Raw genomic sequence first — 22467 nt, forward strand, 5'->3', positions numbered from 1 at the left:
AGGGTAAGAATGCATGAAGGGTACTCATGAGATCAACGGGAGGATGGATCGATCATGGAATTTCGCACGGAGCACGATACGATGGGAGAAATCCAAGTCCCCGCCGATGCGATGTGGGGAGCGCAAACCGAGCGGAGCCGGCAGCATTTCCGAATCGGGTCGGAGCGAATGCCGCTGGAGCTGATTCGCGCTTTCGCCTTGCTCAAGAAGGCGGCCGCTAACGTCAACCGCGAGCTGGGAACGCTTGATCCGGAGAAAGCGCAGGCGATCGCCGAAGCGGCGGACGAGGTGTACGAAGGCCGTTGGAACGAGCACTTCCCGCTCGTCGTCTGGCAGACCGGCAGCGGCACGCAGTCCAATATGAACGTGAACGAAGTCCTCGCCCGCAGGGCCAATCAATTGCTGGAAAAAGCGGGCAGCTCGCAGAAAGTGCACCCGAACGACGACGTCAACCGGTCCCAGAGCTCGAACGATACGTTTCCGACCGCCATGCATATCGCCGGATTGATCGCCGTAGAGGATCAGCTTCTGCCCGCGTTGGACGAGTTGAAAGAGACGCTGCGGGTGAAGATGGAAGCTTTCGGCCGGATCGTCAAAATCGGCCGTACCCATTTGCAGGACGCCACCCCGCTTACGCTCGGCCAGGAGATCAGCGGCTGGCGGGCGATGCTCGACCGGTCCGGCCTGATGATTCACGAAAGTGCCAAGTCGTTAGCCGAACTGGCCATCGGGGGAACGGCCGTCGGCACCGGCATCAACGCTCCTCCCTCGTTCGGCGACAAGGTCGCGGAGACGCTCAGCCTGGAGACCGGCAAGACGTTCGTCTCCTCCGCGAACAAGTTCCACGCGCTCACGAGCCACGACCAGATGGTGTACGCCCACGGCGCTCTCAAGGCGTTGGCCGCCGACTTGATGAAAATCGCCAACGACGTGCGCTGGCTTGCCAGCGGCCCGCGGTGCGGCATCGGGGAGCTGACCATCCCCGAGAACGAGCCGGGAAGCTCCATCATGCCCGGCAAAGTGAATCCGACCCAGTGCGAGGCGCTGACCATGGTCGCCTGCCAGGTGATGGGCAACGACGCCGTCATCGGCTTCGCCGCCAGCCAAGGCAACTTCGAGCTGAACGTGTTCAAGCCGGTCATCCTGCACAATTTCCTGCAGACGGTCCGCTTGCTCTCCGATGCCATGCGCTCCTTCAACGAGCATTGCGCCGTCGGCATCGAACCGAACGAGACGGTCATCCGCCGCAACCTGGAGCAGTCGCTCATGCTCGTCACCGCGCTCAACCCGCATATCGGCTACGAGAACGCGGCCAAGATCGCCAAGCTGGCCCACAAGGAAGGCCTCTCGCTGAAGGAAGCCGCCGTCCGGACCGGCCTGCTGAGCGAGGAGCAATTCGAGCAATACGTGAAGCCGGAAGATATGGTCGGCAAGCTGAATTGAAGCAAGGGCAAGGGCAGGGGCCGGTTCGCCGGCCCTTTTTTTGCGCGTTTATTTTTAGAAAAATTTCTTTTCCCGTTTACTTTTGCCCGCCAGATGATATAATGAACCAATCATCCTATGTTTGGAGGAATCGCCGATGGTTCTTCAAAATGCTACGCGCCTCACCCTAACCGACCAGATCGTCGCTCAGATGGACCGGCTCATCCAGTCCGGGGAATGGCCTCTTCACGGGAAAATCCCTCCGGAACCGGAGCTCGTTCGCCAGCTCGGCGTCAGCCGGAATACGGTGCGCGAAGCGGTCAAGGCTCTCATTCACGCCGGCATGCTGGAAGCCCGGCAGGGCGACGGAACGTACGTCGTCTCGACCAGCGAGCTGGGTCCGGCCCTTCGACGAAGGTTCGGCAAGTCCGACTTGCTGCAGACGCTCGAAGTTCGTTCGGCATTGGAACAGGAAGCCGCCCGTCTGGCGGCGGAGCGCCGAACGGAAGAGGACGCCGCCGCGCTGCGCCGGCGCCTGGACGAATTCCGCCAGGCGGCACGGGCCGAAGACGAGGAAGGCTTCGTGCGAGCCGATACGAACCTTCACAGGGAGATCGTCCGCGCGACGTCCAACACGCTGCTCATGGAGCTTTACGACCATCTGAGCGAGGCTTTGGAAGCTTCCGTCTCCATCGCCCGCACCCGAGAGGAGCTGGAGGAGCACGAACGGATTCACGCCGTTTTGATCGGGAGCATCCTCGAGCGGAATCCCGAAGCGGCGGCCCAAGCCGTTCGCGAGCATATCCGGCTGTCCAGGCAATCCGTCTCGAGATCCCACCTCGTTTGAGAATAAGGAGACATCGCCATCATGAATCGCATTCGCAATCGAACTCAACGTCCGGCGCGCGCAGGCTCCGTTCTGCTGCTGGTCGGCATTCTGCTGCTGGCCGCCAATTTGAGAGCGCCGATTACCTCCCTCGGCCCGCTGATCGGGGACGTTCGCGCAGATATGAGCCTGTCGAACGGGGCGGCGGGTTTTCTGACGACGCTGGCGCTGCTGTTTTTCGGCTTGCTGTCGCCGATCGCCCCGCGTCTGGCCCGCAAATTCGGCATGGAAACGACTTTGCTGGCAAGCTTGCTCCTGATTACGGCCGGCATCCTGCTCCGCACCTTCTCCCATGTATCGGCCTTGTTTGCGGGTACCGCTCTGATCGGCATGGGCATCGCGCTCGGCAACGTCCTGGTGCCGGCCTTGATCAAACGGGACTTCGCAGCCAGACTGGGGCCGATGACCGGCCTCTATTCCGTCTCTATGAACTTGTGGGCGGCGGTCGCCTCCGGCCTCAGCATTCCGCTGGCCGAATCCGCCGGCTGGGGCTGGCGCGGCTCGCTCGGCTGCTGGGCGCTTCTGTCCGCCATGGCGACGATCGTCTGGCTGCCGCAGCTGCGAGCCCGCGGGACCGCCTTCCCCGCAGGCCGTCATAAGACCGCCGCATCCGGCATCTGGCGTTCGAAGCTGGCCTGGCAGATCTCTCTGTTCATGGGCTTGCAGTCCTTGCTGTTCTACATCAACGTCTCCTGGCTTCCGGAAATTCTCCAGAGCCGCGGCATCTCCGGCTCCACGTCGGGGTGGCTGCTGTCGCTCATGCAGTTCGTCAGCCTGCCGGCCACCTTCCTTATTCCGATCCTGGCTTCCCGTTATCGTCGCCAGGACGTTTTTGCCGGCGCCATCGCCCTTCTTCTGTTCATAGGCTACGGAGGGCTATGGCTGGCGGGGGATCGGGTGTGGCTCGCTTCCGTATGGGTCGTCCTGCTGGGGATTGCCGCCGGCGCCGCCTTCAGCTTGTCCGTCCTGTTCTTCTCGCTAAGAACGAACCAAGCGCAAGAATCGGCCGAGCTGTCCGGCATGGCCCAGTCGGTCGGCTATCTGCTCGCTTCCGTCGGTCCGATCGCGCTTGGCTTGCTCCATGACTCCGTCGGCAACTGGACGGTGCCGCTCGCCGTACTGGTCGCCCTCTCCGTCTGCCTGTTCGGCTTCGGACTCGCGTCCGGCCGCGACCGGAAGGTTCGCCCCGCCGGCGTCGGTTCTGTTGCCGAGCAGACCGGCATGTGACCGCCGGTTCAGGCGATTGTGCTTCCAAAGCCAATCGGCTCCGCGTAACGAATCCTTAAGCTCTTATCAGGCCCAAAACAGCGGAGATTTGCTTTTAAAGAATCTGAGCGATCTTATCGGTTCCAGAATAGCACGAATAGGGCTGTCGCTTGCCCGATAAGGTCTTACAGATTCGTTACGTGTTGCAAATCGTCGTTTTGGCTTGAATAGCGTCTCTTGAATTCCTTAGGAGTATGGCGGTTACTCTCTTGCTCGCCGTCGCCCGTTTTTCCGGCCATGTGAGTAATGTGGTTGTACCCTTGCTCGCTGTCGGCCGCTTTTCCGCTCATGTGAGTAATGTGGTTACTCTCTTGCCCACCGTCTATCGTTTATCCGCCCATGTAAGTAATGTGGTTACTCTCTTGCCAAGCAAGCTCACCCTTTAAGAGCAAAAAGAACCTCCAAAGCTCCGGAAGATTCTCCGGGCTTGGAGGTTCTTTTCTCAATAATCTCATTGGCATTATCCGTTGATCCTGCCGGCATCGGAGCGGGCGGAAGGAACGGGCGGCGCGAAACCGTCCGAGGAGTCGCGGCCTTGGCGATTCATGAACGGCCACCCGTTCGCTTCGCCGAACGTGCGGACCATGACCGGGATGAAAAGCGGCAGGATGACGACCGCATAAAGGAACAATCCGCACAGAACGACCGTCGCGACTTGAAGCAGGGTCATAACCCCGGACGGCAGCATGGCCGCGAACGTTCCTCCCAGAATGACGGCTGCGGACAGGATGACCGAGCCCATGCTTTTCATCGCCTGGAGAATGGCTTCCTGCGGCGGCAAGTGACGATTTTCCCGGAACCGGTCCATCAGGAAAATGCTATAGTCGACCCCGAGAGCAAGCAGCAGCACGAAGCCGAAGAACGGCGTCGTCCATGTCACTCCCGCGTGCCCCAGGATGCGGACGAAGATCAGCTCCGTCATGGCCATCGACGTGTAATAAGTGCCGATGAGCGACAGGATGATGTAAAGCGGGATGACGATGGAACGGAACAAGGCGATCAGAATGAGCGCAATCCCGATCAGCATGAGAATGACGGTCCGCGAATAGTCGCCCGACGAGATGTGGCGGAGATCGTTGTTCATGCTGGACACGCCGCCGATCGACACTTGCGTTTGCGAGAACGCGGAGCCCTTCAAGGCGCGGTCGACCGCCGCCTTCAGTTCATCCACGTGGTCCAGCGTCTCGCTTGCGTACGGATTCTGGGAAAAGACGACGTCGATCTTGGCCAGCTTGCGGTCCTTGGACAGGTAGGTATCGAGCGCGGTCTGGAAATCGGCGTTCTGCAGCGCCTCGTTCGGGACCAGCCAGCCGCCGAGTTCTCCGTTCGAACCGGACGACAATTGGCCGAGATACCCCTGGGCGGACGACAAGCCGCTCGTGACCTGGTTCAAGCCGTCCACGCTCTGATTCAGCCCGCTTGTCAGCTGATCCAGCTGGCTGTTCAGCTGTATGAAGCCGTCGGCCAGCTCCTTCTGGCCGGAAGCGATCTTATCGGCTCCGCCGGAGACGCCCGGAATCTGCGCGATAATCTGACCCTGCCCGGCGGCCGCCTGGTCGATGCCGCTCTGCAGCGAAGCGATTCCGTCGGCCAACGTCTGCAGCCCGGCCGCCAGCTTCGCCTGCCCCGCGGCCGCCTGGCTCAGCGCGCCGTTCGCCTGGGTCAGCCCGGCGGTCACGCCGGCGAGCTGCCCGTTCAGGCGCTCCAGGCCGGACTGAATGCCGGACGCGTTCGTCTGCAGCTGCGACAATGCGCTCTGGGCTTGCTTGAACCCGTCGTCCTGCTGAAGTTCGGGATGCTGGTCGGCCAGGCTTCCCAGTCCTTGGCCCAGATCGGCCAAGCCGCTCACGAGAGACTTCTGCGAAGCGGCGAGGTCGCCGTAGCTCTTCGACAACGTCCCCAGGCCGCTCTCCAGCTTGGCGTAGTTGGCGGACAGCTCCTTGCCGGCCGCCGCCAGCTTGTCGGCGCTGGCCTTCGCGTCCCGAAGCCCCTGCTTCAGCTGCCCGGCTCCCGCAGAGCCGTCCCTCAGTCCTTGCTCGATCCGCTTCAGCCCGTCGCCGAGCTGGTCGATGCCTTTCTTCAAATCTTCCGTGCCGTTCGCCAGCTGTCGGGCCCCGGAAGCCGCCCCGCTCAGCTTGGATGCATTCCCTTCCAGCTGCTTGCCGGCGTCCGACAGCCCTTGGGCCACTTGCCCGATGCCGTTCGCCCCTTGGGTCAGGCCGTCGTCCAGCGCGCTTGCCTGGTTCGACACCTGGAAATCGCCGAGCGCTTCGCCGGTCGGCCGGGTCGCGCTTCGGACCGCCTCCACGCCGTCCACCTTGCCCAGCTCGCGCGTCGCTTCTTCGATCGCCGCCAAGCCTTCGGAGGAATCAAGCGGTTTATCCGACTTTAGCACGACCGTCGTCGGCAGCGCCTCGCCCGGGCCGAAGCTGTCCGCGATCACGTTGAACGCTTTGACGGAATTGTACTTGCTGCCGATCTCGTCCAGGGAGTCGAACGAGATGGTGCCTTTATACATACTCAGGAACGGGACGAGAATCACCGCGAGAACGACGAGCGCCCAGAGCGGCCGTTTCAGCGAGAAGGAGCCCAGCGCCCCCCACATCGCGTTCGGCTTGTGCTCCAGCGCTCCTCTGGAGGGCCAGAAGATCGCCTTGCCGAGCGTCGCCATGAAGAACGGAACGAGCGTGACGAGCGCGATCAGCAGCACCGCCACGCCGACCGCCACCGCGACGGCCGACCGGTACAGCCCGAACGTGGAGAATCCGATGGCGGAGAAGCCGACGAGCACTGCCAGACCCGAGACCAGCACCGTGCGCCCGGCCGTCCGGTAAGTTGTCAGGATCGCTTGTGTCTTGTCCCCGCCATTGTGGGCCAGCTCTTCTTTGAAGCGGCTGATCAGCAAGATGCAGTAGTCGGTCCCGATGCCGAACATGATCGCGACCATGAAGATCTGCGTAAAATTGGACAGCGGAAAATCGAGGTACCGAACCAGATACGATACGACCGACTGAGCCGCCACGTAGCTGATCCCGACCGCGAACAGCGGGATAAACGGCGCGATCGCGGAACGGAACACGACGAACAGAATGATCAGGATGAAGCCGACCGTGATGAGCTCCGTCTTTTTCAGCCCGCTCTCCGAGCTTTGGACGACATCTTCTTCGATCATCCAGCCGCCCGTAAAATAATGCTCGACCTTCACGGTGCTGAGCGCGTCGTACAGAGAATCGCTGACCGCGGACGCTTCCCGGCCTTCCAGGTCCACGTTCACCAGCGCCAGCACGGTCTTGCCGTCCTTGGAGACCATCTGATCCGCCAGTTCGGGATTGTCGAAAGAGGAGGTGACGCCGGTCACGCCCAACTGGCTCCCCTGCGCCTTTAGAGATTCGATTCCTTGCTTGATCTCGTCAAGCTGGTCCTGCGTCAATTTCCGGTCGCTATGAAAAACAAGCGCCGTCGATTGGCCCTTCGAGCCGCTGTCATCCTGGGCGCTCATCTCGTTCAGCCATTCGTTCGCGTTGGACGAGGAGTAGCCGTTCGGCACCGTGATCTGCCCTTTCTCCCGGACCAGATCGGCCATGTTCGGCGCCGTAAGCGCCAGCGCGGCGACCGCCGCCAGCCACAAGGCCAGCACGAGCCACCTCATTCGCAAAATCGTCTTCATCTACTTCGTTCCCTCCGCTCTCCGATCGGCCTCTTTTTATTCCTGAGTCGGCAGCGACAGCGCCTGGGCCAGCTTCTCGTAGGTCTCGATGAACTGCGTCGCTTCCGCCTCGTCGAAATGAAGCAAGTACCCGCTGAGCACTTTGGCGATGCTGTCGTTCGCCTCTCGGGTCAACCGCTCTCCGTCGAGGGTCAGTTCCAGATAGGTAACCCGCCGGTCCTTGTCGTCCGGAATCCGCAGGATCAGCTGCTTATCGAACAGCCGGCCGATCATGGCGGTAATCGAGCTTTTGCCGACCGACAGAAGCTCGGACAGCTCTGTCGACGTGCAGCGCCCGCGCGACTTGGCGTACTGCAGGATACAGTATTGTTCCAGCGTCAGCTCTTCCGGCATCGCTTCGCGCAGCAGCACGTGCAGACGCCGTTCGACCGTAAACATGGCCTCTTTGTATCGATCGATAAGCTGGTTCAGCAAAGCGTTGTCCATTTTGTTTCATCCTCTAACTGTTTTACTGTAGAATAGTTTTATACATGAACTTTGTCAAGATCCGAAAAATCATTCACTTCAGTGAAAGAAGCCGCTAGCCCAAAAAATAGACCCAAAGTTTCTTGATGAAAAAAATTGAAGGCTAAATTATAGTGTATAAGTACTATTTATTCGACAAATATCGATTTTTTGGCGTATTTTTTAGAAAATGTTCAGTTTGATCGGTTAAAGTAATGTAGAGTGACTTGGAGCGATTATTGCGAAGGAGCCGTCGCCATGACCTATCGCCGGCTGACGTTGACGGGACTCTATCTGGCGATCTGCGCCGTGCTGATCGGCGCCTGCGGCAGGGCTTCCGCTCCCAATGATAGCGGAACGGCAGAGCCTTCTGCCGTCCGGCACGAGAACGCTTCGGACGACCCGAAGCGTCTGGACCTGGAACGGTTCGTCACGACCGTCCTGTCCGGCAAAGAGGGAGTTTATACCAACCTGATCGAGACGGACCAGAACGGAGAGGCCGCAAGCGGGCATGAAGTCCTCAGCGAGTCGGCCGGCTTGCTGATGCGCTATGAGGCGCTGAGCGGGGAACGCGGGGCTTTCGACGACGCCTGGCGGCTCGCCCGGTCCGTTTTCGATATGAAGACCGCGTTCAGCTACCGATTCAGTCCCGCTACGGGCAAGCTTTATCCGCTGAACGCGGCGGTCGACGACTTGCGGATCATCAGAGCTTTGTATGAGGCGGGTCAGGCTTTCGGCTGGGATGAGTATACGCAAGAAGCGGACCGGTATGCCGCCAGGTTTCTCTCGCACAACGTCCGGGACGGCCGCATGTACGACATTTACGACGAGAAATACGGCACGAACAATTCGTTCGTCACCCTGTGCTACATCGACCTGCCGACGCTCGGTCTGATAGCGGACCGCGTGCCCGGCGGACAAGATCTGCTGGCTTCGATGCGCAGCGTGGCGACCGGCGGTTATCTGGGCGACCGGTTCCCGTTCTATGCCGGCCGCTACGATTACGAGAAAGGAACTTATTCTTCGGAAGGCGGCATTCAGACCGTAGAGTCCCTGCTGACGATTCTATCGCTGTCCGAGGCGGGGCTCGAGCACCCGGCCAGCATTTCCTTTCTGAAGGAGAAAGTGCTCGCCGACAAGCTGTACGGCCGGTATAACGCTGCCGGCGAAGCGCAGAACGATATTCGTTCCACTGCCCTCTATGCCATCGCGGCGATGATCGGCTCCGTCGTCCAGGACCCGGAACTTCGCGATGCCGCGCTGCAACGGATGGAATCCTTCCGCGTTACCGATACAGGCAGCCCCCTCTACGGCGGATTCGGCGATCCCGTCGCCGGGCAAGCCTATTCCTTCGACAACCTGACGGCCCTGCTTGCTTACCATTATTCTCAATGAGGCATTCGCAATCGAGGTGTTAACGCAATGAATCGGGTATCGGCCCCTTCTGCCGTTCGGCTCCGCCTTTTCTTCCATGCGTCGTTTCGTCACATCACCCCTGCCGTCTTCGCGGCGGGCGCGGTCCTTATCATCGCGATCATCGCGCTGTTCGTAAAGCCGTACATAGGCATGGCCGACAACGGAGACTATTTCCGAGCGCTGTACAGCAACGGCATCTACTTCAATGCGCCGGATTACGATAGCAGCTACTTCGGGTATTTCGTCAGACATTACGGCATTTTCCAGTATTATAACGAGAACGGCGCCACTCTCACTTCTTCGCAGGCGCTCTTCATTAAGCTTGCTCTTTGGCTGAACATCTGGTTTTACGACTCGAAGACGTTCGATATCCGTTTTCTGGCCGCGATCTATCTGGCCATGTATACGGCTGCCGTCTACTTGCTCGTGGAGAGCCTGACCTGGAAGGCTCCGGCCAAGCTCGGCTACGCGGTCGCCGCAATCGCGGTGCTGGCGTTCGGGGATACCGCGTATACGGCTTACTTCAATTCTTTCTACGGCGAAGGTTTGATGCTCGTCATGATGATGTTCATCTTCGCCTGCGGCTTGCTTCTCTATCGCGGAAGATACAACGACTACGTCATGCTGGCGCTGCTGCTTGTCTGCTCCTTGATCCTGACGACCGGCAAACAGCAGAACGCGCCTATGGGCGTCCTAATCGCGCTGGCCGGCCTATTCGCCGTATTCGTCCGGCGAAGCCGTACCTGGAGGATTGCCGCGGGCGGCGGCATGACTCTGCTTCTGCTGGCCGGGGTCGCTTCGTACGCGCTGATCCCCCAGGAATTCGTCAACATCAACAAGTATCATGCCGTCACCCGCGGCGTGCTGCCCGATTCCCAGGATCCGGAGCAATCCTTGAAGAGCCTCGGCATCGATCCGCAGTTCTCGCTGCTGAGCGGCACGATCTATTACGAACCGTATACGACCGTAGACGTCAATTCCAATCTGATGCTGCAGCAGTTCTACGGCAAATTCGGCTTCGGCTCGGTTCTCGCCTACTATATCGCCCATCCCGACCAAGCGATGAGGATGCTGAACCTGGCCGCCAAAGACGCGTTCACCACCCGCCCTCCCGCCATCGGCAACTACGAGCGGGCGGAAGGAAAAGCGTTCGGAGCGCATACGCATTTCTTCAGCTTGTACAGCTTCTTGAAGATGACGCTCGCTCCGAAGACTTTCGGCTTTATCTTCCTCTGGATCCTGATCGTCGCCGGGCTCTACCTGCCCTCGTTTATCGCCGCTCTGCGGTCCAGGGACCGGCGGCAGGCGCTCCGTCTGCCCATGGTGCTGCTCATGATGACGATCGGTCTGGCAGGGATCGCGATCTCGATCGTCGGCGCGGGCGACGCCGACCTGGGCAAGCACGAATTCGCCTTTACGGCCGCGTTCGATCTCGTCACCTTCGTAACCGTCGCCGATGTCATGCTCGGCCGGCTGTGGCGCCGCGTGCCGGTCGCCGTCCGCGCGGCCGAAGCTTGAAGGAGGGATAGCATGATACGTTGGCGAACGATCCCTCTTGTTGTGCTGGCTCTGGCAACCGTCGTCTCCTTCTCCGGCTTCGGCCGACCGGCGAGCGCCGCCGCGGCGCAGCAAGGGGCCTTGCTGCTTTACGACAGCGAAGCCAAGTCCACGCCGCACGAAGGGAATATCGAGACGCTGCAGCGGCTGCTCGCCTCGTTCGGTCAGGCCGTGACCGTTCAATCGGAAGACGACTACCGCTCCGGAGAAATGTCGGCTTATGACCGGGTCCTGGTCGTCCGCAACGCCCCCGACCTGGAGCCGCGCAATCCGGACTACATCCGGGATTTGGCCGCCTACGGCGGAAGCTACCTCCAGATCGGCGGAACAGATATCCCGAAGAGGGTGCGGGACCGGCTGGCCCTGCGCGTCGTTTCGTCCCCGTCTGCCGCCTATCGCCTGACCGCAGGCGGTTACAGCCAACTACTGCCCGGCATGCCGGAGACGGACGCTTTCACCATCGCCGGTGCCGGCGGGCAAGCCTACGGCCAAGTCATACCAGAGAGCACCGGAGCGGCATCTCCCTATGCCGTCTCGGACGGAACGGTCGCCTACGCCTCCGATCTGGAGAGCGGCACCCTGACGGAGATCGCGCTTGCCGATTTGCTGAAAGATTGGTTGAAGGCTTCCGGCGATCCGGGTATGTATGTACTGATCAAGGAGATCTATCCGTTCTCCGATCTCCATCTGCTGAGATCGATGGCGGACAAGCTGTACGGAGCGGGCATTCCGTTCCTGATCGCCGTCAAGCCGGTCTTTTACAACACGGATTATCCGGCGATGAAGCGGTACCTCCAGGCTCTGGCTTACGCGCAGTCGCGCAACGGTACCGTCGTGGTCGACGCTCCCGCGGTCGCCGCGACTTCCACCGAAGACGACCGGTCGCTCGGCGGGAAAATGACCGGTTTTCTCGACCTGCTGGCGGATAACGGAATCGCTCCGCTCGGCATGAACGCCCCGTTGTTCTGGGCTTACGACGAAGGATACCGGTCTGCGGGAATGAAATTTTTCGACTCGGTGTTTCTGCAGCCGAACGACCCGCAGCTGGGGATCTCCGCTTCGGGAGCGACCGTCCCTTTCGCGTCTTCGCCCTTCAGCATTCCGTTCGAGCAGCTGCGGCAGTACCGGCCGGAGGGCGGCCCCGTTCGGCAGCCGCTGCCGATGGAGACCGCGCTGACTTTCGATTTTTTCCGGGACGAAGCGCAGTTGGACGATTCCGTAGCGGCTCTGTCGGACAGCTGGATTCCGTTCGCCGATTACAAGTCGGGAGTTCATGCCGTGCAGACGGAAAACCGGGAGACGCATTCCGGCGGCGGCGTTTTGTTCGTGAACGGGAAGAGCGTGGACCTGAACGGCGCCTCCGAGGAAGTGGACGGGGATTACGCTTATACGCAGCAAGCCGACGTGAGCCTCAAAAAGCTTTTTAGCGTGCAGAACCGGATTCTGATGGTAGTCTTCCTCGCGGTGCTAAGTCTCTTCTTCCTATTCCTGTTCCTAGGCTACCGCCGCTACAAACGCAAATTTTATCATTTCGGAGGCCGCAATGACGCCTTATGACATTCTGATGCTGATCTCGGTCATCTGCATCTGGTCGCTGCTCTTGGTGAACGTCGTGCTGACGATCGCGGGCTATCTTTTCTACATTCAGACCGACGACTTGCCGGTTCCGGCTCTGCCGGAAACAGCCCCGTTCGTCTCGGTCATGGTTCCGGCGCACAACGAAGGCAAGGTCATCGTCCAGACCGTAGAGGCGCTTCTGGCTCTGGATTACCCGCACGACCGCTACGAGATCATCGTCGTCAACGACAACTCTTCGGACAACAGCGCCGAACTGCTCGCTAAGATTCAGGACAGGCACCTCGGGCGGAATCTGATCGTCATCAACACGGACAAGACGAACGGCGGCAAAGGCAAGTCCAACGCGCTTAACATCGGCTTCGCTCGGAGCAAGGGCGAGCTGATCGCCATCTACGACGCGGACAACACGCCGGAGCGAAACGCGCTTCGTTATCTGGCGGCCGAAATCTCGGCGGACGCGAAGCTCGGGGCCGTCATCGGCAAATTCCGGACGCGCAACCGCAACGCGAGCTTGCTGACCCGCTTCATCAACGTCGAAACGCTGTCTTTCCAGTGGATGGCGCAGGCCGGCCGCTGGCGGCTGTTTAAGCTGTGCACCATTCCGGGCACGAACTTTATCATGCGCAGGGAGATCATCGAGGCGATCGGCGGCTGGGACGTCAAGGCGATCGCGGAGGATACCGAAATCAGCTTCCGCATCTATCTGATGGGTTACCGGATCAAGTTCCAGCCCAAGTCCGTCACCTGGGAACAAGAACCCCAGACGCTCAAAGTTTGGTTCAAGCAGCGGTCCCGGTGGGCGAAGGGCAACGTCTACGTCATCGTCAAAAACATCCCGCTGCTCTTCAAACGATCGGCGTCGCGCATCCGGTTCGACATCTTGTATTTTATCGCCATCTACTTTCTGCTCGTCACTTCGCTCGTCATATCCGACCTACTGCTCGTGCTGCACACGCTCGGCTACGTGACCACTACGCTCGCCAGCTTCAGCTCGTTCCTCTGGCTGCTGGCCATCGTTCTGTTCGTCGTCGGGACGTACATCACGCTGATCACGGAGAAAGGCGAGATGAACCTGTCCAATCTGTGGATCATTATGCTGATGTACGTCACCTACTGCCAATTATGGATGGTCGTCGCAGCTTTCGGTCTATACAACTACTTCAAAGACCTGGTGCTGAAGCGCGAAGCCAAATGGTACAAAACCGAGCGTTTCTGAAGATGAAGGGGGATTCCCAATTGAAAAAGTTCGCGAAGCTCATGCTGCTGACCGTACTGCTGGCCATGCTCGTACCGGCCGGCGCCGCCCTGGCGGAGACTAGCGGCACGAACGGCGATCTGATCTACCGCACGCCAATCGCAAGCGCCGATATCTCGCTGAACGGCAGCTCGTCCCGGCAGCAGCAGTTTTTCCAAATTTTATCTTATTGGAAAGTAACAGGCGTCCAGGTCTCGCTGGACTATCTGGCCTCGCCGCTGACGCAGAATAACCGGTCCAGCGTCACCGTTCTCGTCAACGGCACGGCCGTCACTTCCTTCCGTCCGGTCGCGGACGGACAGAAAAGGCAGCATCTGGTCATCGACGTGCCCGGCAGCGTCCTCGTCCGCGGCGCCAACACGCTGACCGTCGAGGGCAACCTCACGACCGGCGACGACCTGCAGATCTGCACGCCGAACAACGAGAGCGAGAACTGGCTCGAGCTGTTCAAAACGTCCGCCGTTACCGTGCGGTACGTTGCGCTGCCTCTTACCGGCACGATCGGCGACTTCAACGCCCGCTTTACCGGCCCGGATGCGATCTCAGGCGAAGAGGGCGCTATCGTCGTGCCGAAGGACGCGGAAGCTTCCGAGCTGGAGGCGGCCGTTTACGCCCTCTCGGGCTTCGCCCAAACGGCGGGCGGCGGCAGCATCCCTCTTCTAGCCGCGGGCGACGACGACGCTTCCGGCAAGAAGCTCCTTGTCGTCGTCGCGCTGCGCAGCCGTCTGCCGGCCGGACTGTCCGCTCTAATCGGCGATTCCGGACTGGCGGACAAAGCCGTCGTCCGGCTCGTCCGCCCGGACAGCCAGCCGACGCTGGTCGTTACCTCCGACAATCCCGATCTGCTGGTCAAAGCCGGAAGGTTCGTCGGCAATCCGGCGCTCCTGTCGCAGCAAAGCGAAGGCGCGAAGGAGATCACAACCGCAACCGACACCGATACTCCGCCTGTCGCCATTGCGAAGATTACGAATCTGACCGCAAGCGGGGACAAGCTGACCGGTCCCGGACACCTTGCGCAAAATTACTTTATCGCGCTGCCGGCCAACCGCTCTATCGCCGAGGCCAGCAAGCTGAGCCTGAATTTCCGGTACGCCCGGAATCTCGACTTCGATCGCTCGATGGTGACCGTGCTGATCAACGACAAGCCGATCGGCAGCAAGAAGCTGACCTCCGAACTGGCAGACGGCGACACGTTGAATTTGACGATTCCGAAGAACATGGATCTGTCCGGCAACTTCACGGTGTCGGTCGCGTTCGACCTCGAGCTTCTTAACACGACTTGCGCCGACCGGCAATCCGATATGCCGTGGGCCTATATCGACAAAGAATCCGTTCTGCAGTTGAATACCAAGGATCGGACGGAGCTGTTGTTCAACAACTATCCTTATCCTTTTCTGAGGGACGGCATTTACAACCACGTCGGCGTCGTGCTGCCGGAAGACCGCGGCGACTACACGTACCGCGCCATCGGCAATTTGTTCAACCTGCTCGGCCAATATGCCGAGGGCAACACAGGGGAAGTCGCGTTCCTGGAGGACGGCGCTTCGGCCGACGAACTGGCGGGATTCAACCTGATCGCGATCGGCTCCTACCGGAACAATAAAGTGATCCGCGACCAGAACGGCAAGCTGTATTTCCAATATAACGGAGATGGCAGCGGGTTCGTATCCAACGAGAAAATGAGCATTGACGAGACCTACGGCCAGCGGCTCGGCTCGCTGCAATTGATCGATTCTCCGTACGCGTCCGGGCACGGGCTGCTGGCCGTGACGGGGCCGGACGACGAGTACGTCTACCTGGCGTCGAAGCTGATCGCGAGCCAGGCAGAGATGTGGAAAGTATACGGCGACGCCGCCGTCACCGATAAGGACGGCCATACCGCCGCTTACCGCTTCAAGCTGGAGAAGACCGATCAGGCCCCCGTCGTGCAGAATATTCTGCAGCGGAAGGACGCGCTGACCTTCACCGCTGCGGCGGTCGCCGTCATGGTACTCGTGCTCGTGTCGTTGATTCTGATGATTCGCAAACACCGGAAGAGAAGGGGGTAGGCGCGATGAGACGCAACCAGGGCGGACTGCTGTCGGACGGGGCTTATCTGCTGCTGTTTATTTTCTCCTTTATCTGCATCGTGTACATGGCCGGGGATCCCGATCGTTACATGTACAATATTATTTTCCTGAACGTAGCGTTCTTGATCGCCATCATCACCTATTTCACGAACGTTACCACAGGACTTATTCTGAACATCTTGTTCATTTTCGGATACGGCACGTATGTTCTGTACACCACGGTGGTCCAAGGGGCGCTCGTCAGCGCGCAAAACTACGTCTGGCTGCTGTTCACCCCGATGCTCACCCTGATCACCTGGATGATGACTCAAGCGAACCACAAGCTGCAAAACGAGAACGCACGGCTTCAAAAGCTGAACAGCTCGCTGGCCACCATGGACGAGCATACCGATCTGAAAAACAACTTGTCTTTCCAAAAAGACGCCCAAACGTTCATCGCGCTGTCGACCCGCTATCAAATTCCGCTGACGCTCGTCGTGATCGGCGTCAAATACTGGGAGGAGATTCAGCGGTTGATCACCCGGGAACAGATGACCGAAACGGTCTACGCCATCACCCAGTTCAGCCTGTCGAGCATTCGCAACAACGATTCGCTCTATATGCTGAACAGCGATAATCCGACTTGGGGGCTGCTGCTGTTCACCGACCGGGAAGGCGCGAATGTGGTCATCGAGCGGCTTCGGCAGCGGAATCGGGAGATGAACGAGAGCATGGACAGAAGCAAAAGGAACGTGGAACTGAACCTGCGGATCGGAGCCTATCAGTTCGATCCCGAGACCTCCCAGTCTCCGCTGGAATTTCTGGCGCTGGCAAGGAAGCAGCTGGAATACGACGTGTAAGGGCTCCTTACTCTTTCCGAAGAGTAGGCGGACCGCTCCAGGCCGGAACCCAAGCGGAAAGCGGAGCGCCGCGCTGGACCGGCTCGCGGGCGGGAAAGGCGGCGGCGCCGTGGTTCAAATATTTGCGAAGAAAGCCCATAACCGTCTCCCAGTAAGCTTCGGGATCGGTAAGGATCGACATGCCGTGCTGGGCTCCCGGGACGATCAGCCGCTCCTTGTCGCCGGGAATCGCATCGTAAATTTCGGCGGCCATCGCCGTCGGAACGTAGGTGTCGTCGCCGCCGTGAATGAGCAGAATCGGCAGGCGGCTTTGCCGGAGCTGCCGGACCGCCGACGCTTCGCCGAAGAAAAAGCCCGCCCTCAGCTTGCAGATCATGCTGGTCAGCGGAAGAAGCGGGAAAGGCGGAAGCCGGAACATCTGCCGCAATTGATAGGCCAGAATGCCGACCGCCGAACTGTAGGCGCAGTCCGAGATGACGCATTTGACCTGCTCGGGAAGCGGTTCTCCGGCGGTCATCAGCACGGTCGCTCCCCCCATCGACACGCCGTGCAGCACGATCTGGGCCTGCGGTCCGATCCGGCGGATCAAATAGTCGATCCAGGCAGCGTAATCTCTGCGGTCGTGCCAGCCGAATCCGATATACGCCCCTTCGCTTTGCCCGTGCCCGCGATTGTCCGGCATGAGCACCCGGAACCCGCGTTCCTTGTATTCCTTGGCGAAGTACGCCATGTCTTCGCCTTTTCCCGAATAGCCGTGAGCGAGAACGATCGCACGGTCCGAAGGCTCTTCCGGCTCGAGATATTGGCCTCGCAGCTTCAGCCCTTCCTCCGACGCGATCTCTACCGGCTCGAACGGCTGGCTTCGGAACCATTCGCCGATCTGCCGTATCCGCTCGTCCTCCACTTTGGGCATGTTGGGGTCCGTCGCAAGGAACGGTTTGCGGTTGCGTTGTATCGCAAGCCGATACAGGCTGAAGCTAAACAATACGATCTGCGCGGCGAAAGCGGCCGCTCCGACGAGAACGATCATCCAGCCTCGAGTCATTCTTGTTGTCCTCCCAACGCTTCCCCTTGCGAACAAATCCCCCCTAGTTTGGCCCGATCAGGCGCCCGATCATACAGCAAGCTCCATCTTTCCCTGCCGCTTATCGGCTTACGTTCCCGCGGCCGGGCAGCCGATCGGGATCGACCTCTACTCTGATAAGTCAATGGGGGATAGCGGGCTGCTGCAAGTGCACGGGATGCACTTAGCGAGGTGCTCGGGAGCGGGGAACGGGATCCAAGTGCACGGGATGCACTTAGAGCGGCGTTCTGGAGCGGGGAACGGGATCCAAGTGCACGAGATGCACTTAGCGAGGTACTCGGGAGCGGGAAGCGGGATCCAAGTGCACGAGATGCACCTAGCGCGGCGTTCGGGAGTGGGAAGCGAGCTCCAAGTGCACGGGATGCACTTTGCGCGGCGCTCGAGGTTTGGAGCTGGCTCCACGTGCGCGAATCAAAGAAAAAGTCCGTCAAATCCCGTATTTTTCGGGCGACAGACTGATTTAAGTGCGACCTCTTATTTGGTAAGGGTCTAAAGACTGTTGTCCTAGATGCCCGACTTGCCCTTATTATTGCGAGGATAGCGCATTGCGCGTCGCAAGAATGTACTTGGCTTGGTCGAGCGGATTGACGCCGCGGCGGGGCCGCCGCGCGTCAACGTCGGGCGGGCAATCCCGGTACCCGTCGAACGAGACGGACAGCACGCCGCGTCCTTTGGTCATCGAGCCGAGCCGTGCCGGAAAATCAAGCGAGGTCGCGACCGGGAGCGTCCCTTCGAGCTCCATTCTCCCCTGTTCGAGAACCGGACTGTCGAAAGAGCCCCGCATCAGCATCAGCTCGTTCATCAATTTGCCCCCGAACTCTTCCGGAACCGACAGCTTAAAGCGCAGAATCGGCTCCAACAGCTTCGTTCCGATCCGGTCCAGGCCGTTCATGATGCCCATCGGCGTGGCCACGACAAAGTCGAGCGGGTGCGTATGCCAGACGTGGTGCTCGCCTTCGACCAGCGTGACCTTCAAGTCGGTCACTTCCCAACCCTTCAGCCCTTGCTGCAGCGCCTCCGGCACCCGGCGGGCCACCTCGTTCTGATAGCTCTCCAGCAGATGCTCCGGCCGGACGGCCGATTCGTACCGCACGCCGGTGCCCCGCTCGCCCGGTTCCATCCGAAAGCGCAGAATGGCCCAGCACGGCTTCGGCGCCAGATAGGCAACGTAGCCTTCGCCCGCCCCGGCCAGCGTCTCCTTATAAATGACGGAAGGCTCGCCGAACGTCACGTCCAGACCGAAACGGCTGTGCATGACATGCGTCAGCACTTCGATCTGAATCGGCCCCATCACCTTCAAATGCAGTTCGCGCTCGTCCTGCAGCCACTGCAGATCGAGCAGCGGATCTTCGTCCGCCAGCTCCTGGAACGCGGCCACGACGGCGGGATACTCCGCCTCGCTCCCCCAGCGCGCCTGCACCGTCAGCAGCGGAACGGCCAGCCGCCGCTCGCCGGGAACGCCCTCGGGCGCGCCGAGAATGTCGCCGATCCGCGCCCGGGACAAGCCGTATACCGCCGCGATATCGCCGGCCTCCAGCACCCCGACGTCCTCCGAACGCCGGCCGTCGATTTTGCGGATTTGCGTCACCTTGTCCGGCGCGTCCAGCGAATCGTTGCGGACCGTGTCGCGGTTGCGGATCGTGCCGCCGAACAGGCGAACGTACGCGATCCGCCCCATCGCCGGATCGCGCTCCAGCTTGAACACGAGTCCCGACACCGGCGCGTCGGGGTCTCCCGCCGGAGCCGGAAGCCAACGGACCATCGCGTCCATCAGCCGCTCGACGCCGATGCCCAGGCCCGAAGCGCCGAACAGGACCGGGTACAGCTCCGAAGCCCGCACATTGGCCTCGAACGCGGCGGCCGTCTCGGCATCCGTCAGCTCACCGAGCTCGAAGTACCGCTGCAGAAGCCCCTCGTCCCGCTCGGCCACCGCTTCGTGCAGAAGGCGACGAAACGGCTCGTACCAGGGGGAACTGTCCGAATCGGTAGCCGAAACGGAGACAGACAATCCGCCCGACATCCCGGCCTCCCCCTGCTCCGGCAGCAGCTCGATCGAGCCGCCGAAAGCCGCCTCCGTTCCGATCGGCGCCTGAACCGGCACCGCTCCCGGAGACAGCAGGCGGCGAATCTGCACCAAGGCCGCCGCCGGGTCGGCTCCGATCCGGTCCAGCTTGTTAACGTAAAGCAGCGTCGGAATGCCCATCTCCCGCAAGGCGTGCCAGACGACTTCCGTCTGCGCCTGGACGCCTTCGGCCGCGGAGACGATCAGCACCGCGCCGTCCATGACGCGCAGCGACCGTTCCACCTCCGACAGGAAATCGACGTGCCCCGGCGTGTCCACCAGGTTGACGCTGACGCCCCGCCATTCGAACCGCGTGACCGCCGCTCTTACCGAAATGCCCCGTTCCCGCTCCACGTCCAGCCAGTCGGTCTGCGCCGTCCCTTCGTCGACGCTGCCCGGCTCGCGAATCCGGCCGCTGCGGTATAAGATTTGTTCGGTCGTCGTCGTTTTGCCCGCATCCACGTGGGCGAAAATGCCGATATTCCTCCTGGGCCGCCCCAAGCCGGCCTCGCTCGTTCCGCTCATTCGCTTATCCCCTTGTCCGGTCTTGCCGCGGCTGCGGCAGCGGGTTTCCCCGCCCCCGACGCAGTCGCGATTCTCCCCTGAAGTTCTACGTCCATTGTACGCCATCTCTTCCCGGAGTCAATTTTCGAAGCGCCGCCGGGAAATAGTAAGAAGCAGCGCCAGAACTTACAGGCAAGGAGACTCCCATGAAAGCCATCGCCCGAATTTATGCCGGCGATCTTCGCCGGATCGTCACGAATCCGGCCGCCGCCGTCATCATCGCCGGCTTGGCCGCGCTGCCTTCGCTCTATGCATGGTTCAATATCGAGGCGTCCTGGGACCCGTATGGACAGACCGGCCGGCTGCCGGTCGCGGTGGTGAACCGGGATGCCGGCACCACCGTGCGGGGAACGCCGGTCAACGTCGGCAAGGAGGTCGTCGCCGCCCTTCGGCAGAATCCGAAGATCGGCTGGGAATTCAAGGACGAAGCGGAAGCGATGCGGGGAGTGAAGTACGGGGACGACTATGCGGCCATCGTCATTCCGCCCGAATTTTCGGCCCGGCTCGCCACCGTGCTGGAGGAGACGCCGCAAGCCGCCGAGATCGATTATTACGTCAACGAGAAAATCAACGCCATTGCGCCCAAGATCACGTCGAGCGGGGCGACCGGCATCGTGGAGGAAGTCAGCAGCCGGTTCGTGGAGACGGCGAACGGCATTATTTTCAACATCTTTAACCAGGTAGGAAGCGAATTGGAGGCGAATCTTCCGGAGATCGAGAAGCTGGAGTCGCTGATCTTCGAATTGGAGGACAAATTTCCGGAGATCCGCGCGGCCGCGGACACGGCGCAGTTGGACTTGGAGAAGCTGAACGGGATCGTCGGGACGGCGCGCCGGCGCCTGCCGGAAGCCGCCAAGCTGGTCACGGACGGCCAGGCTCTGGCAGGCAAAGCGCAAACCGCTCTGCAGCAGGTCGGAGCCGCGCTGAGCGGTCTTGCCCCCGGCATCAAGCAGGACCTCGTCCTGCTCCGCGGGCTTGCGGGCGCGGCGGCCGACGCGTCTCATCTGTTGGCGAACGCGAGCGCGGACCCGCAAGCCGCCCGCGCGGCGCTGGCCGGCGCAGCCGACCGGGCCGGGGCCGCCGCCGATGCGATCGGCCGGATCGCCGATCTGCTCGGACAGGTCGATGCCCTCGCGTCCGCTCATCCGCTTGCCGGCCCGATCGCCAAGCTGAAGGAGGCCGGGGACAGCTTTCGCAACGAGGCGACGGCGCTGAAAGCGCTGGAAACCGCCGTCTCGCAAGGTCAGACGCCGGCCAAGGAGCTTGCCGACCGGGCCTCGAACGCTGCCGAGCAAGCGCGCAGCCGGCTGGATGACTGGATCGGGAGCTACGACACCGTCGTCGTCCCGCGCGTCAATCAGGCCGTCCAACAGGCCGGGACCGTGGCAGGCAACGCGCAGAAGGCGCTCGCGGAAGCCGTTCAGGCCCTCCCCGAGGTGCAGGATATTTTAAATCGCGCGTCGCAAGGGCTGGCCGTCGGAACGAAGGGCCTTGCCGCCATCCGGGCCGAGCTTCCCGCCGCCGAACAGAAAGTCAGGGAGCTGGCGGACAAGATCCGCGCGTTCCGGCAGGAAGGCAACCTGCGCGAGCTGATCGCCTTGCTGCGGCATAATGCGCAGCGGCAGAGCGAATTTTTCGCCAAACCGGTCGTCCTGAAAGAAAACCAGATGTTCCCCGTCGGCGGCTACGGCTCCGCGATGTCGCCCTTCTTCTCGACGCTGTCGCTCTGGGTCGGGGCGCTGCTGCTCGTCTCCCTGCTGTCCGTGGACGTGCACGAGCCCGGCGCGGCTTACCGGACCCATGACGTATACTTCGGGCGGTACCTCACCTTTGCCACATTGGCGGCGGTGCAGTCGCTGATCGTTACGCTCGGGGATATCTGGCTGCTCGGAACGCACGTTGCCGCCAAGGGCTGGTTCATCCTGTTCGGAGTCGGGCTCAGCCTGCTGTTCATGCTGATGGTATACACGCTGGTCTCCGTCTTCGGCAACGTCGGCAAGGCGATGGCCATCGTCCTGCTCGTGCTGCAGCTGGGCGGGGCCGGCGGGACGTTCCCGATCCAGCTCGCGCCGGCGTTCTTCCGCGCCATTCATCCTTTTTTGCCGTTCACGTACGGCATCGGCCTCATGCGGGAAGCGGTCGGCGGCATTCTGTGGGACGCGGCCTTCGAAGACATCGTCCGGCTATGCGCCTTCGCCGCCGGCGCGCTCGTTCTCGGCCTCGCGCTGAAACGGCCGATGGAACGGCTGACGGCCGGCATGGTCGCCAAGGCGCGGGAGAGCCGGCTTATTCACTAAA

The 22467-nt window shown here is 61.1% G+C and carries 14 protein-coding genes; 10 read left to right on the forward strand and 4 right to left on the reverse strand.

All coding sequences use genetic code 11. The features are described 5' to 3' along the window. The first annotated feature begins 54 nt into the window (after positions 1-54). From fumC to H7C18_RS19415, 3 genes are all read left to right on the forward strand, one after another. Entirely contained in the window at positions 55-1443 is a 1389-nt protein-coding gene (gene fumC, locus H7C18_RS19405; protein WP_185130747.1) for a class II fumarate hydratase, read from the forward strand. Between the two features lie 136 nt (positions 1444-1579). Continuing rightward, positions 1580-2269, forward strand: coding sequence for a FadR/GntR family transcriptional regulator (locus tag H7C18_RS19410; protein ID WP_185130748.1), 690 nt, complete (start codon positions 1580-1582; stop codon positions 2267-2269). A gap of 21 nt (positions 2270-2290) precedes the next feature. Then, positions 2291-3535 (forward strand): CynX/NimT family MFS transporter, encoded by a 1245-nt coding sequence (locus H7C18_RS19415; protein ID WP_185130749.1) that lies wholly within the window; start codon positions 2291-2293, stop codon positions 3533-3535. A 499-nt stretch (positions 3536-4034) separates the two neighbouring features. Here the strand turns inward: H7C18_RS19415 and H7C18_RS19420 are convergent, their stop codons facing one another. Further along, entirely contained in the window at positions 4035-7241 is a 3207-nt protein-coding gene (locus tag H7C18_RS19420) for an efflux RND transporter permease subunit (protein ID WP_185130750.1), read from the reverse strand. Positions 7242-7277: 36 nt separating this feature from the next. After that, a complete protein-coding gene (locus tag H7C18_RS19425; protein ID WP_185130751.1) occupies positions 7278-7727 on the reverse strand; it encodes a MarR family winged helix-turn-helix transcriptional regulator in 450 nt (149 codons plus the stop codon). Between the two features lie 276 nt (positions 7728-8003). Between H7C18_RS19425 and H7C18_RS19430 the strand changes: the two genes are divergently transcribed. From H7C18_RS19430 to H7C18_RS19455, 6 genes are read left to right on the forward strand one after another with little or no spacing between them, the layout of a single operon-like run. Further along, complete coding sequence (locus H7C18_RS19430) at positions 8004-9140, forward strand: glycosyl hydrolase family 8 (protein WP_185130752.1); 1137 nt, start codon at positions 8004-8006, stop codon at positions 9138-9140. A gap of 27 nt (positions 9141-9167) precedes the next feature. Continuing rightward, entirely contained in the window at positions 9168-10679 is a 1512-nt protein-coding gene (wsfD, locus tag H7C18_RS19435; RefSeq protein ID WP_185130753.1) for a glycan biosynthesis hexose transferase WsfD, read from the forward strand. A gap of 12 nt (positions 10680-10691) precedes the next feature. Continuing rightward, complete coding sequence (locus H7C18_RS19440; RefSeq protein WP_185130754.1) at positions 10692-12275, forward strand: hypothetical protein; 1584 nt, start codon at positions 10692-10694, stop codon at positions 12273-12275. Further along, the gene (locus tag H7C18_RS19445) at positions 12262-13512 is read left to right on the forward strand and encodes a glycosyltransferase family 2 protein (protein WP_185130755.1); all 1251 of its coding nucleotides are present in this window, start codon (positions 12262-12264) and stop codon (positions 13510-13512) included. Before H7C18_RS19440 ends, H7C18_RS19445 begins: the two co-directional genes overlap by 14 nt. 20 nt (positions 13513-13532) lie before the next feature. Next, positions 13533-15599 carry a cellulose biosynthesis cyclic di-GMP-binding regulatory protein BcsB gene (locus H7C18_RS19450; RefSeq protein WP_238357810.1) on the forward strand — a complete coding sequence of 689 codons (2067 nt, stop codon included), beginning with the start codon at positions 13533-13535 and terminating at the stop codon, positions 15597-15599. A gap of 5 nt (positions 15600-15604) precedes the next feature. Next, the gene (locus H7C18_RS19455) at positions 15605-16459 is read left to right on the forward strand and encodes a diguanylate cyclase domain-containing protein (RefSeq protein ID WP_185130756.1); all 855 of its coding nucleotides are present in this window, start codon (positions 15605-15607) and stop codon (positions 16457-16459) included. A gap of 7 nt (positions 16460-16466) precedes the next feature. On the opposite strand, the gene H7C18_RS19460 is transcribed toward H7C18_RS19455, so the two are convergent. Continuing rightward, positions 16467-17504: an alpha/beta hydrolase gene (locus H7C18_RS19460; RefSeq protein WP_238357811.1), complete on the reverse strand. Its 1038-nt coding sequence runs from the start codon at positions 17502-17504 to the stop codon at positions 16467-16469. A gap of 565 nt (positions 17505-18069) precedes the next feature. Further along, entirely contained in the window at positions 18070-20130 is a 2061-nt protein-coding gene (locus H7C18_RS19465) for an elongation factor G (RefSeq protein WP_185130757.1), read from the reverse strand. 185 nt (positions 20131-20315) lie between these two features. Here H7C18_RS19465 and H7C18_RS19470 point away from each other — a divergent pair, with 185 nt between their 5' ends. Continuing rightward, positions 20316-22466 carry a YhgE/Pip domain-containing protein gene (locus tag H7C18_RS19470; RefSeq protein WP_185130758.1) on the forward strand — a complete coding sequence of 717 codons (2151 nt, stop codon included), beginning with the start codon at positions 20316-20318 and terminating at the stop codon, positions 22464-22466. Position 22467 lies beyond the last annotated feature (1 nt).

Origin of the sequence: Cohnella zeiphila (genome assembly GCF_014212055.1) — a bacterium.
In the GTDB taxonomy this organism is placed as follows: domain Bacteria; phylum Bacillota; class Bacilli; order Paenibacillales; family Paenibacillaceae; genus Cohnella; species Cohnella zeiphila.